This window comes from Mesorhizobium sp. M0601, assembly GCF_040320845.1.
Classification (GTDB): domain Bacteria; phylum Pseudomonadota; class Alphaproteobacteria; order Rhizobiales; family Rhizobiaceae; genus Mesorhizobium.
In genome coordinates this window covers 1-12,805 of the sequence record NZ_JAMYQK010000069.1, presented here as the reverse complement: position 1 = coordinate 12,805, position 12,805 = coordinate 1, and the positions used below count along the sequence as shown (strand labels likewise).

8 protein-coding genes and 8 pseudogenes are annotated in these 12,805 nt (G+C 61.7%); 4 read left to right on the top strand and 12 right to left on the bottom strand.

Going from position 1 to position 12,805, the window contains the following annotated elements; all coding sequences use genetic code 11:
• Positions 1-203 precede the first annotated feature (203 nt).
• Positions 204-308, top strand: a complete 105-nt coding sequence (locus NKI41_RS33435; protein WP_502901263.1) for a hypothetical protein — start codon at positions 204-206, stop codon at positions 306-308.
• 1 nt (position 309) lies between these two features.
• A pseudogene (locus NKI41_RS31895) lies at positions 310-586 on the top strand (transposase); the annotation flags it as partial.
• Positions 587-820: 234 nt separating this feature from the next.
• Here the strand turns inward: NKI41_RS31895 and NKI41_RS31890 are convergent.
• The 11 genes and pseudogenes from NKI41_RS31890 to NKI41_RS31845 form a co-directional block, all read right to left on the bottom strand.
• A pseudogene (locus tag NKI41_RS31890) lies at positions 821-969 on the bottom strand (IS110 family transposase); the annotation flags it as partial.
• Between the two features lie 181 nt (positions 970-1,150).
• Positions 1,151-1,926: pseudogene (istB, locus tag NKI41_RS31885) on the bottom strand (IS21-like element helper ATPase IstB).
• A gap of 16 nt (positions 1,927-1,942) precedes the next feature.
• A pseudogene (gene istA / locus NKI41_RS31880) lies at positions 1,943-3,103 on the bottom strand (IS21 family transposase); the annotation flags it as partial.
• Entirely contained in the window at positions 3,055-4,227 is a 1,173-nt protein-coding gene (locus tag NKI41_RS31875) for an IS110 family RNA-guided transposase (protein ID WP_352686909.1), read from the bottom strand. The pseudogene istA and the gene NKI41_RS31875, both read right to left, overlap by 49 nt.
• Before the next feature lie 379 nt (positions 4,228-4,606).
• Entirely contained in the window at positions 4,607-4,738 is a 132-nt protein-coding gene (locus tag NKI41_RS31870; protein WP_352686914.1) for a hypothetical protein, read from the bottom strand.
• The gene (locus NKI41_RS31865) at positions 4,707-5,048 is read right to left on the bottom strand and encodes a M24 family metallopeptidase (RefSeq protein WP_352686908.1); all 342 of its coding nucleotides are present in this window, start codon (positions 5,046-5,048) and stop codon (positions 4,707-4,709) included. The genes NKI41_RS31870 and NKI41_RS31865 overlap by 32 nt, the downstream gene beginning before the upstream one ends.
• 28 nt (positions 5,049-5,076) lie before the next feature.
• Positions 5,077-5,525, bottom strand: a pseudogene (locus NKI41_RS33430) (transposase family protein); the annotation flags it as partial.
• A gap of 143 nt (positions 5,526-5,668) precedes the next feature.
• Positions 5,669-7,747 carry a dipeptide ABC transporter ATP-binding protein gene (locus NKI41_RS31860; RefSeq protein WP_352686906.1) on the bottom strand — a complete coding sequence of 693 codons (2,079 nt, stop codon included), beginning with the start codon at positions 7,745-7,747 and terminating at the stop codon, positions 5,669-5,671.
• Positions 7,740-8,624 carry an ABC transporter permease gene (locus NKI41_RS31855; protein WP_352686904.1) on the bottom strand — a complete coding sequence of 295 codons (885 nt, stop codon included), beginning with the start codon at positions 8,622-8,624 and terminating at the stop codon, positions 7,740-7,742. The genes NKI41_RS31860 and NKI41_RS31855 overlap by 8 nt, the downstream gene beginning before the upstream one ends.
• Entirely contained in the window at positions 8,621-9,574 is a 954-nt protein-coding gene (locus NKI41_RS31850; protein ID WP_352686911.1) for an ABC transporter permease, read from the bottom strand. The genes NKI41_RS31855 and NKI41_RS31850 overlap by 4 nt, the downstream gene beginning before the upstream one ends.
• 71 nt (positions 9,575-9,645) lie before the next feature.
• A complete protein-coding gene (locus NKI41_RS31845; protein ID WP_352686902.1) occupies positions 9,646-11,310 on the bottom strand; it encodes an ABC transporter substrate-binding protein in 1,665 nt (554 codons plus the stop codon).
• 264 nt (positions 11,311-11,574) lie between these two features.
• Between NKI41_RS31845 and NKI41_RS31840 the strand changes: the two are divergent.
• Both NKI41_RS31840 and NKI41_RS31835 read left to right on the top strand, forming a co-directional pair.
• A pseudogene (locus tag NKI41_RS31840) lies at positions 11,575-11,856 on the top strand (DDE-type integrase/transposase/recombinase); the annotation flags it as partial.
• Between the two features lie 54 nt (positions 11,857-11,910).
• A pseudogene (locus tag NKI41_RS31835) lies at positions 11,911-12,018 on the top strand (ATP-binding protein); the annotation flags it as partial.
• A 231-nt stretch (positions 12,019-12,249) separates the two neighbouring features.
• Here NKI41_RS31835 and NKI41_RS31830 read toward each other — a convergent pair.
• Positions 12,250-12,300, bottom strand: a pseudogene (locus tag NKI41_RS31830) (hypothetical protein); the annotation flags it as partial.
• Between the last annotated feature and the right edge of the window lie 505 nt (positions 12,301-12,805).

Sequence of the window (12,805 nt, the reverse complement as noted above, 5' to 3'; positions counted from 1 at the left end):
CAAGACCGCGCGGCCCGCCTGATCCTATGGTGATATTCAAATCAGACCATTCGCGGAATGGATTGGTCGCGAAAGCGAGAGCCTGGACGTCGTGACCGAGCGGCTCATGGCGAGTTTCCTTGCGACGTTCGAGACTTGAACCGCTTCCGGATCACGTGGCGCCATTCGGGTTGCACTGGTGTCTTGCACCGCCCGTCGAGGCGATGAGCCGATTGGGTGACGACGGGCACTCGGCAAAATGCTTGCTCCTGCCGCCGGTCTCACTACCGAGACGGATGTGGGCCGGTGGCTCGCTGAACTCCCAATGAGGTGTTCGCCCGAGATGGGCTGCTCGACGATCTGAAGAAGGCGCTTTCGGAATGCCGAACTCGACGAGCACCTCGAGGACGAGAGCACCGAGGGGAATGTCAATCGTCGCAACGGCCATTCGCGGAAGTCGGTGCTGACGGGCACATCGAAGATGACGCTTTCGATCCCGCGCGACCGTGCCGGAACCTTCGATCCGAAGCTGATCGCCAAATATCAGCGCCGCTTCCCAGACTTCGACGAGAAGATCATCTCCATGTATGGTAAGACCGTCGTCGTCTAATAGCGAGATTTGCAAGCGCCTTTTTAGGTGCGGGAAGTTGTTTGCCGGGAGCATGGTCGTCTACGCGGTCGACATGCGTCGCCGCATCATGGTGCTTCGCGGGACGGTCCTTCCAACGTATGTCTCGCACGCTCCGAGCAAACTCGTGGTGCAACGGTCTTAACGGAATGGACCAGCCTCGGTCCCGGCAGGGACTCCTCTTCACGCCATGGGCGCTGCAGAGCTCGAGAGTTACGCGGTGGCCATCGCCCGGTTGAAGAGCTCACCGGAGCGGCGGCGAGCTTGCGGGCGACAGCGACAGCGGAGCGTTTGAAGCCGATCTTCTCGCGTAGTTTTATACCCCAATTGCGTAAATCGCTGTCGGCCCGGCTGCGAGTCAGTGAATCTATCCGGCCTGTCGCTGGAGCGATCACGCTCCTGGCCTTGATGGGAATCCGCTGCCTCTGGCCTCATAATGCGCATTTCGCAAAAACGGGACAGTCGTTCCGCTAAATCGCGGACAGCAGTTTCACTAAGTCGCGGACAGCTGGATGTGGTCGGCCTTCGGGTGCCTGGTTGAAGTCATTTGCGATTGATTTCGCCGTTTTCGGCGCCGGTCAAGAGCGGCGGTGCTTTCTGCTTTCTCATGCTGTCGCCTTCGAGGGTGAGGCGATGGGCGTTGTGGATGATCCGGTCGAGAATGGCGTCGGCGATTGTCGGCTCGCCGATCATGGCATGCCACTGGGCGATGGGCAGTTGCGCGGTGATCAGCGTCGATTTCCGGCGATAGCGTTCCTCGAAGATTTCCAGCAGATCGAGACGCTGCTGGTCGGTCAGGCTGTGGGTGCCCCAGTCGTCAAGGATGAGCAGTTGCACCCGAGCCAGCTTGTCGATGAGACGGGGAAAGCGGCCGTCGAGACGCGCCAGAGCGAGATCCTCGAACAGACGCGGCATGCGCAGGTAGAGCACGGAATGATCGAGCCGGGCGGCCTGACGTCCGAAGGCGCAGGCCAGCCAGGTCTTTCCGGTGCCGGTCTGCCCGGTGATGATCAGGTTCTCATGCGCCTTCAGCCAGGCGCCCTGGGCCAGCGACAGCGTATTGCGCCGGTCGAGCCCGCGATGCGCGGCGAAGTCGATGTTCTCGATGCAGGCATCGGCAAAGCGCAGCCTGGCAACGCGAGACGGTTGGTCAGACGCTTGTCGGCACGCATGGCGGCTTCACGATCGAGCATCAGGCCAAGCCACTCGTCGCGACTGAGATCGTCGGCGTTGCTGTGGTCGGCCAAGTCCCGATAGGCGGCGGCCATTCCGCCAAGGCCGAGAGCCTGCATCTGGTCGAGGGTTGGATGTGTCAGCATGGTTGGTTTCCTTCCTTCATTGATAATAGGAGCCGCCGCGGATGTTGGTGTGCGATGGCGTGGGCTTGACCGGCTCGGCCGCGGGCGGCACGCGGTCGAGGCCGGGTTTGAGGATGGCGTTGACGGAGGAGTAGGTGATCGCATTGATGGTCAGTGCCCGCGCGCAGGCTGTCTCGAGCCGATCCCGCTCGTAGCGACGGGCCAGCGAGAGGATGCCAAACGCGGAGCGGTATCCCTGCTCGGGATGGGGACGGTCGCGCATCATGCGCTCGACCAGGATGGCGGTGTTGGCGCCGATCCCGGCTGCCTGCCGGATCAGGTTCGCCGGCGTCGTGTTGGCATAGCGCTGGTGCGCCTTGGGCATGTGCTCGTTGACGGTGACATGGCCGCAGCGGATGTGCGGCTCACCCACCGGGTGGTCGAGCTCTTCCATGATCACAAGCGCGTCGCCAGCCATGTCCGCCGCTCGCAGCCACGCGCCGCCCGATCAGCGCGTGCGGCACCGAGTAGAAGGTCCTGTCGATCTCGACATGGTAGTCGGGATGCACCTTCGCCGATTTCCACTCCGCATATTCGAACGGCGCCGACGGCAGCGGCGCCAGAGCCGACCGCTCGATCTCCTCGAACAGTTCGCGGCGGCTTTTGCCGACATGGCGCATGGGGCGGTTGTTCAGATCCTCCAGCAACACCGCGATTGCGGCATTGAGATCGCCGAGACTGAAGAAGCGCCGGTTGCGCAGCCGGGCCAGGACCCAGCGCTCGACGATCAGCACCGCGCCCTCGACCTTGCCCTTGTCGCGCGGCTTGCGGCTGCGGGTCGGCAGGATCGTCGTGTCGTAATGTTCGGCTATGGCGGCGAAGGTCTGGTTGAGCGGTCGGCTCGAACCACAGCGCCTTGGCGACGCCGGCCTTTCAGATTGTCGCAGACGATCGCCTTCGTTACCCCGCCGAAGAAGGTGAGTGCCCGGCACTGGCCCTCGATCCAGTCCGGCAGCTTCTGGCTGAAGCTGACATGGGCGAAGGTGAAGGACGAGGCGCCCAGCACCGCAACGAAGATCTGAGCCCGGTAGATGACGCCAGTATCGGGATCAACGACGGGCACGGTGTGGCCCGCATAGTCGGTCTGCATCACCGCGCCCGCCTCGTGGCGGTTGCGGAACGTTGCGCTCGCCCGGCGGTTGCATATCTCCAAAGCGCAATAACGAGTTTTCGCGCCACCGCCACGATCGTCGACTTTTTGCGTCGGCCGCCGTTGCGGTTGACCCGTTCATGGAACCAACGACTAAGCGCCGAATCCTGCTGGTGTCTCAGCCACAGCCAAGCGACCTGTATCATTGTTGTTCGCAGCCGCGGATTGCCGGCCTTGGACACCCCCTGTTCGTGGTCGATCGACCCGCTCTTCCAAGGCGTCGGCGCTAGCCCGGCGTAGGCCGCCAACTGTCTTCGATTATCGAAGTGTCGGAATAGTCCTTCGGACCAGAGGACCGCACCGAATTCTGGACCGATTCCCTTCAGCTGCGCAATCATCGTAGCGGGCGTCGGGGATGTCCCGCTCATGGGCTTGAGCAGGGCGTCCCGCTCGGCCTCAACCGCCTTTATCTGGCCTAGGATAATTTCGAGCCGGTCGAGTTCACGGGCGATTTGAGCCCTCAGGTTATCCGGCAGATGACGGCCATCGCCGGTCTTGAGTTTTTCCAGCCGTGCGCGGCGGTCACGGCGCAACGGCTCGTAATCGTTGATCCCCTGAGCGAATAGTAAGCCCTTGATCCGATTTACATGCTCAACCCGTTCAGCGGTCAGGGTCTTACGTTCACGGCAAATCCGCCGCCGATCTTCCTCTTCGGGCGTCGGGGCCTTGACCATGGCGCACACCCGTGGCTCACCGCGCTTGTAGGCTAAGAGCGTGCGCACCAGCGTCTCGCCATCAATCCGGTCGGTCTTGGCGCGCCGCCAGCGCCGGGAAGTCAGGATCGACGCGGCATCGACCATCCAGCTCTCGATCCCCTCGTTCTGCAGCGCGCGGTGGCTCCAGAAACCGTCGAGGCCGGCCTCTTGGATCGTGATGAGCGGCAAGTCCCGGCCCGTCCGCGCTTGTGCCTTCTCCTTCAACTGGGTGACACGTTCGAGCAAGCCGGCGATATTGCCGGCCGTCACCGCGTGCTTCGACATCTTCTCCCCGGCGCCCGGCGATAAAGATGTGATCAGCCAGGTCTTCCGACTGAGTTCCAACGAGACAAATATCGCGCGAAGATCGGTATGGATGGCGGCCGGCGATTCCGGTCTGTCGGCTGTAACTGGCATGGCTCGCTCCAGAGTGGGTGTTTTGGACGACCTCACTCTGCCAAGAGCTCCGGTCGCTATCCAGTCCGGCCCATGGGATCTACGCTTCGACCTGACCGCGTGAATTTGAGCAAATACATACTGCTCGAGCAAGGAATCGACGTGTCTATGAAAACGGCCCGACTATTAGACCGCCAACTTCGAACTCCAGGTCCCATGCAACCTGCGGCGACGGCAGGCGCGCCCCGAGGCTTTCGATGCCTGGAAAAGTGCGGCCTGCGTCGCCCGAAAACTAAAGACCCTCAAGGCTTCTCAAGCAGGGGGACTTAACGTGACAGCAACCTTCTAGGCTCTCTGGAATGCGGCACAGCGCATCACACTGCGCCGGCGGCGCAAGACGTCAATGATTTACCAGCAGGTCGCGCGACATATTGCTGAAGGACTTCGCGCCATTATCGGTTACGCGAATGGTTTCACTGAAAATATAACCATCGGTCCGTTCAAAGATGCCAATGATGAGATGCATGGTCATGTTGGAGAACCGTCTCATCGCTCTCTTGGAAGCTCGGGTCGCCAGACGACCAATCGATGCCTATTGAATATCCGATTCTGGATTCCTTTCGCACGCCCCCAGGTCCAAATTCGCGTCGAAAAGCTCTTTCCACATCGTTGCACTTCACTCCAGGCCGTATAGCGTCAAAGGCAGCGAGGAAACCATCAAGGCACGCCTGATGAACGTGCCGCGATCTAGCGGTCGGTTCTCCCAAAAATATTGTTCGTGCCAACGCGGTGACATATCGGCGACGGAAGGCGCCGATCTCGAAATTCGTCTGGCAGCCCATCTTGTATCGTTCGTCAGTCCATGCAGCATGCACGGCGGCGGGAGGGAACTGAAAAGCAGTTGCGGGTAGCTCGGTGCATGGAGACGAAACGTTGCAACGCTCCCGGCGATCGGCGGCCTGGCATGATTCGCGTGTTCTAAACGGCAGAGGGCTGTTGTTGAGCCCCTTGTGCGACCAAATGGTCGAGACCGGGCGCCACTTCAGTCTTTGCCGCCGCCTTGTCGCGTCGCTTCTGCAAGATTTCCTCGAGAACGGCCTTGCTGATCCACCCCGCGCCAGAGCCAGAACTGCCTGCCAGCGCATTCACAACGACCTCGTCAGATACCAAACATCGCCGGGGCGCGCCTGCCGTCGCCACAGGGTGCATGCGATCTGGGGTCCTAACTTGGCCGTCCAACGGCGGACCGTTTCATATTACACGTCAATTCCTTGGAGCAGCATTTCCTCAACTTCACGCAGACTCAGGTTGAGGCATAGCAAGCAACCGCACGCCGATTAACGTGACAAAACCCACTTGGCTTGCTCCTGCGTCGCCATAGCCGGTGACTTGCCGACCATGACCACCCCCGGAACCCGTTGGGCGGAAACACATCCAGCGACCGTTGGAGCACTCATCGTACCTACTCGGCCTGCGCGAGGCTCCATAGCGTACTCCGTTCTACCGGTTCGGTCACCACCGCCTTCTGCAACCTGGCCAGCTCCGCATAGGAGATATGGCATCGGATCGAATGTCCGAGCTGTGCTTCCGCCAGCGGCGGTTCCTGCTGCTCGCAGATCGGGCCGATCTTGCGCGGGCAGCGTGTGTGGAAGACGCAGCCTGATGGCGGGTTGAGGGCGCTGGGGATTTCGCCATCAAGCCGAATGCGCGCCGTCTCAGTCTGGTCGAGCTTGGGCACGGCCGAGAGCAGCGCTTCGGTATAAGGGTGATGCGGCCCGGAAAAGACTTGCTCCGATGGCCCGATCTCCATGACGCGGCCAAGATAGAGCACGGCGATATTGTCGGAGAGGTAACGCACCACGCCAAGATCGTGCGAGATGAAGATGTAGCTGACGTCCTCCTTGGATTGCAGGTCGGCAAGCAGGTTGAGAATGGCCGCCTGCACCGACACATCGAGCGCCGAGGTCGGCTCGTCGCACACGACAATGCGTGGATCACCGGCGAAGGCACGCGCAATGGCGACGCGCTGCTTCAGGCCGCCCGAAAGCTGGCGCGGCTTGACGGCGAGATGCCTTTCGGTGAGCCGCACCGAGCGGATGAGGTCGTTGAGACGGGCCTCCAGTGCCTTGCCGCTCAAACCTGCCAGCCGCTTCAGCGCCCGGCCGATGAGATGCCGGATCGAATGCGAACGGTTGAGTGCCGAGTCCGGGTTCTGGAAGACGATCTGCATCGCCTTGACCTGGTCGTCGCTGCGGTTCTCCAGCCGTGGCGCCAACGCCTTGCCCTCGAGCTCGATGGTGCCGCCGTCATCGGGCGGCACAAGGCCTAGCAACAGCCTGGCGAAAGTGGTCTTGCCGCTGCCGGATTCGCCGACCAGCCCCAGCGTCTCGCCGGCTCGCACCTCGAGCGAGACGTCCTTGACGGCGCGCAAGGGATGGTCATGGCCGCCATAGGTCTTGTTCAGCCCCGAGACGCGCAGCACGGGTGCCGCCTCCTGCTTTGGTGCCGGCGCCACATCGCTTGGTGTCGCGCGCGGCAGGGCCTGCGCCTTGTCGTGATAGAAGCAACGCGACAGGCGCCTGCCTCGCTCGTCACTCAGATCATAGAGCGGCGGCAGTTCCCTGCGGCAGCGCTCGTCTGCCAAGGCACAGCGGTCGGCGAAGGCACAGCCCTTGATGTCAGCGCCAATGCCCGGCAGGAAGCCCGGAATGGTGTCGAGACGGCCCTGGTCCTTGCGCTGGCCGCCGCGCGGCAGGCAGCGCAGCAACGCAACGGTGTAGGGGTGGCGCGGATCGTTGAACACGACCTCCGTCGGCCCTTCCTCGACCAGCATGCCGGCATAGAGGACGCCGACCCGGTCGCACATGTTGGAGACGACGGCGAGGTTGTGGCTGATGAACAGGATCGAGGCCGACAGTTCCTGCCTGAGCTGCGCGATCAGGTCGAGCACCTCTGCCTCCACCGTCGCATCGAGGCCTGTCGTCGGCTCGTCGAGGATCAGCATCGACGGATCGTTGGCCAGCGCCATGGCAATCGCCACGCGCTGCTGCATGCCGCCCGAAAGCTGGTGCGGATAGCGCTGCATGACGCTCTTTGGATCGGAGATGCGCACGCGGTTCAGCATGGCGATCGCGCGGTCTTCGGCCGCCTGCCCATTTATGCCGCCAAGCTCGAAGATTTCGGTCAGTTGCCGGCCGATGCGGATCGACGGGTTCAGCGCCTTGCCGGGATCCTGATAGACCATCGAGACGCTTTCGGCGCGCGCTCGCCGCAAGGCCTCAGCATCGAGCTTCATCACATCCTTGCCATCCAGCGAGATCGCGCCACCGGTGATCAAGCCGTTCCTGGGCAGATAGCGCACGACGGTGAGCGCCACAGTGGATTTGCCGCAGCCGGATTCGCCGACCAGCCCATAGGCCTCGCCTTGCCTGATGTTGAGGCTGAGATTGCGCAGCACGGCGCGGTTGCGCCCGGCGACCCGGTAGGCGACAGAGAGGTCGTGCAGTTCGAGCGCGCTTTCAGCCTTTGCGGAGTTAGTCATTGAGCGCTCCATGAACGCCGTCGGTCACCAGGTTGACGCCGATCACCAGCGAGGCGATGGCGAGCGCGTCGAACAACACCGTCCACCAGAAGCCGCCGCCGATCATGCCGTAATTGCTGGAGATCGAGAGCCCCCAGTCTGGTGAGGGTGGCTGGATGCCAAAGCCCATGAAGGAGAGCGTGGCGACCGCGAATATCGCGTAGCCGAGACGGACGGTTGTTTCGACGAGGATCGGCGGGATGACGTTCGGGAGGATCTCGACGAACATCGTATGGATGGCGCTCTCGTGCCGGAGTTGAGCAGCGGCGACATAGTCGAGTTCACGTTCGGCCAGCACCGCCGAACGCACCGTACGGGCGATGATCGGCGCGAAACTGAGGCCGATGACGACGATGACCGTAGTCTTTGAAGTGCCGAGCGCGACGATGGCAAGCAGCGCCACGATGACCACGGGTATGGCCATGAAGGCCTCTAGGATGCGGCTGACGACATCGTCGACGATGCCGCGGAAATAACCGGTGAGCAGGCCAAGTGCGGTGCCGGCCACCGTCGCCAGCAGCGTTGCCAGCGGGGCGACGGTCAGGATATCGCGTGAGCCGACGATGACACGCGAGAAGACGTCGCGGCCGATCTGGTCGGTGCCGAACCAGTGATCGGTCGCCGGTGGTGTGAGCGAGTTGATGACATCGCTCGCCAGTGGGTCGTAAGGCACGAAATGGTCGCCGAACAAGGCGCAGACGATCCAGAAGACCACGATGGCCAGCCCAGCAAGGAAGGTCCCGGAGCGCAGCAGCGAATGCAGCACCTCGCCCCAGGGGCTGCGTCGTGTCGTGTCGGGTGCGGCGGGCAGGCCGACGGGCGTGTCGGTGGCGCTCATTGCTCTGCTCCCAGCCGGATGCGCGGATTGAGCACGGAATAGAGGAAGTCGGCGACCAAAGTGGCCACCGCGTAGACGATGCCAATGGTCAGGATGCCGGCCTCCAGCATCGGGAAATCCTTGCCGCGCGCGGCGGTGAAGATCAGCGAGCCGATGCCCTGGTAGCGGAACAGCGTCTCGATGACGACGAGGCCGCCGATGAGATAGCCGGTCTGCGTCGCGATGACGGTTATGGTCGGCAGCAGCGCGTTGCGCAGCACATGTCGCCAGATCACCGTTCGCCACGGCAGGCCCTTGAGCACCGCGGTTCTGGTGTAGTCGGAGTCCAGCGCTTCGATCATGCCGGAGCGCGCCATGCGCGCGATATAGCCGAACAGCACCAGGAACAGCGGCAGCGACGGCAGGATCAGATAGTAGAGCTGGGTGAAGAAGCCGGCGTCGCGCGGCCATGCCGCCGAGATCGGCAGCCAGCGCAGCCAGACGCCGAAGATCAGGATGAGGATGATGCCGGTGACGAACTCTGGTAGCACCGTCACGGACAGACCGCCAAGGCTGATGATGCGGTCGAGCGGCCGGTTGAGGTTGAGCGCGGCCACCACGCCGCCCAGAATGCCGATCGGCACCACCAGCACGAAGGCAACCGCCGCCAGCTTCATCGAATTGCCCAGCGCATCGATGACGAAGGGCGCCACCGGCGAACGGAAGATGTAGGACGTGCCCATGTCGCCCTGGACAAAATTCCAGGTCCAGGTCGCGTACTGGGTGAGCAGCGGACGATCGACGCCGAGCGTGTGATTGAGTGCGTCGACTGCGCGCTGGTCGGCAAACGGGCCCAGTATGGCGCGCCCTACATTTCCAGGCAGCACCTGGCCGCCCAGAAACACCATGATGCTGAGCAGGAACAATGTAACCAGCGATAGCGAGACACGCCGGGCAAAGAAGGAGAGAATGGCTATGACTCCTTATGGAGCCAGCCCCCACGTGGGAGCTGGCTGTTACAGGATTGGCTTTCGCTTTTCGCTTAGGCCTTCGATGCCTTTTCTAGGAACAGCTGCCCCATGGGGCTCGGCTGCACGCCGGTCGCGCCTTTCGCCGTCGCCGTCAGGTAATCGGAGAAATAGCCGAAGATGATAGGCGTTTCCTCGAGCAGCAGCTTCTGGATCTTGCCGGCCGTGGCCTTCTGCGCCTCAAGGTCAAGCGCTGCGATGTAGCTGTCTGCCAGCGTGTCGTAGTCCGTGTTCTTGAAGTGCGCCGCGTTCCAGGTGCCGTCGCTCTTCAGGGGTGCTGCAAGGAACACGTTCGGCACGCCGCGGTGACCATAGCCGGTGATGCCCATCACCGAATCCAGCCAGTTCGATTTGCCGAACACCGCCTCTCCGTAATAGGCGCCTTCATCGAGGATGTTGAGGTCGAGTTCGATGCCGATTTCCTTAACCCAGTTCTGGATGAGCTGGGCGTATGCCGGGATTTCCTGATAGCGCAGGGTGGTCAGCGTCACCTTGAAGCCCTTGCCGGCGCCGGCGGCTTCCATCAGCTGCTTGGCCTGCTCGATATCCTGCTTGCGCTGCGGCACGCTCGTATCGGTCGAGGGATACGCAGACGCGAACGGGCTGTCGTTGCCTAGCGATGCCCGCCCTTTCATCAGGCCGGCAACCACCTTGTCGCGATCGATTGAGAGCGCAATCGCGCGGCGCACGCGCGGGTCCTTGAACGGGTCGGAGTCGCAGCGCATGTGCACTTGCCGATTCGTCGTCGACTTCAGGCGGATGATGTCTACATTCGGATCGTTGAGCAGGCCAATGCCGGTCATACCCGATAGCTGGTTTACGATGTCTACCTGGCCTCCCTGCAGCGCCAGGATCTGAGGCTGGATGTCGTCGAAGAAAGTGAACTCCGTGCGGTCCGGTAACGCCTTCTCGCCCCAATATTCCTCGTTCCGCACAAATGAAGCACCGACTTTCGGCGTGTATTTTTCCAGCTTGAACGGCCCGGTGCCGTCGAAGCTCTGTTCGTAGTCGCCCTTGTAGCCGGCAGGCAGAATGATGGCGTTGTAATTGTCCGACGACACCATATACGGGAAGTTGCCGTTAGGCGCGTCGAGGTGGAAATCAACGGTGTAGTCGTCGACTTTCTTAGTCGCGCCCTTCTGCAGGACGCCCTTGAAGACGGACAGCGCATTGGACGAGCCGGCCGGGTCTGCGAGCCGGTCGATGGTAGCCACCACGTCGTCGGCCTTCATCTCGCCGCCGCTGTGAAATTTCACCCCCTTGCGCAGCTTGAAGGTCCATACAGTGCCTTTGTCATTCGGCTTCCAGCTTTCGGCCAACGCAGGCTTCAGCACGAGGTCGGAGCCATCGACGCAGAGGAACTCGCCCACCTGCTGAATGACCAGGATGCCGCCGGCGTCTGCGATGGTGACCGGGTCGATGGCTGCTGCCGGCAGGCTGCAGGCAACGCGCATGGTGGCGCCGGAAGCGCTCTGGGCGCGGGCGAGCGACGGCATGCCGCCGAGACCGGCTGCCGTGGTGATGCCCCCCAGAAGCGGCAGCGACAGGCCGAGCAGGCTGCCATGGCGCACGAAGTCGCGGCGGCTGACACGGCCATCGACGAGGCCGTCAATGAGATGGTTTTCGTGCGGCGTGCGGCTGCGCCGGATGAGGTCCAGAATGCGATAGTTCTTGCTCATGAGTTTAACCCTTTCCCCTTTTTCTTATGGCTGAAGATGCATTTTCAAAACCCGATGCTCTTCCCACGCATTCTCGGTCTTTTGATTGCATCAGACTCATTCGCGAGCGGGCCGCCGTCAAATATAAACTTTGTATCGAGAACATCTGGTTTTGAGATACCCGAATCGTGGGGATCACCTCGCAGCCTCCTTGCCGGGACACCGGTAATTTCCCTGGGGTCAGGCGGCGAGCAGAAGGGGGGGGTAGGCTTGAAAACAGAGCCAGACAAGCTCCGCTCCTATGGAGCAGCCAGGCGACAGGTGATGCCAAAGGTCGAGCACAAGGATTGAACAACCGGGCGGAGAATGCACATGTGCCGCTGCGAAAACGGGAGCGGATGATGCAAGGCTTCCGATCACCAGGAGCACTGCAACGCTTCGCTTCGATCTTCTCGGCTCTGCGCAATCTCTTCGTCCCGCCCCGCTCAAAACGCTCCGCTCTCGCTACTCCATATTCACCACCTGCAGGCCATGGCGGAATGGAAAGCCGTGGCCATGGTCAGCTGACATCAGCGGCCGCACGTCTCAACGCGCTATATGCAGACAACGTGACATCGCAGGGGCGACGCTAAGATGACGACCGCGCTGCTGCTCGATCGCCTCACCCATCGTTGCGAGATCGTCGAGACCGGAAACGAATCCTGGCGCATTCAAAATGCCGATCTCTAAGGCCTTAAGAAGGTCAGCGCTATCAACACTTCGGCGTTCGGCCACTCGCCCTTCACATGGGAGCACCGGCGTCAAAGAATGGGCGCAGAGAAGCGATGGCTGAATAGCGCTCTCCAGCGATCTCGATTTCGAAAGACCTGATGAAAGCCATTCCGCCGTTACCCCACTGTCGCAGGAGAGATACCCCACGCCGATGCTGCACCCAACAGTATGGCCGACCCCGGCGGAGCGAAGGTATCCAACGAGCTCTCCGTTGCGCCAAACTGGCTCGGTGCCGAACATCAAAGATTTGGCCTCGGACCCAATAGAAAGCTCAGGTGAAATCAGCGAGCGGAAGGCATGGAGCACGGGCAAATCACGGCATCCGACTGCGTTCCGACTCTATGAACTTATTCGCACCACCCGTGAATCCCGCAACCTGCATCACCAAATCAGTTGACGTAACCTGATCATCTGCAGTTAGGGCCAGCAGGCCTCGGCCGCTGAAGGACAGCGGCCGAAAGTTGAGTTCGAAGAAGTAGGAACGTCACTTCTTCCGTAGTCCGGGGCAGTGATGCAGTTTCTGAAGCAGCTGTTCGACTTTGAGCGAGGCGGAACGCACCCATAATGTGGACCGAGACGCTCACGCAGCAAGTTCGGCCATCATCTTCACCAGAGGGCCGGAGAAGTTACTGTCCATGGCGCTGCTGTTCTCTAGCCTGAAAAATTCACGGTGGGTTGGCGGATGTGGTTCAAGCCGTTGAAATGACGTAGGATTTGGTTGCTAAGGCCGATCCGAATCATTTCC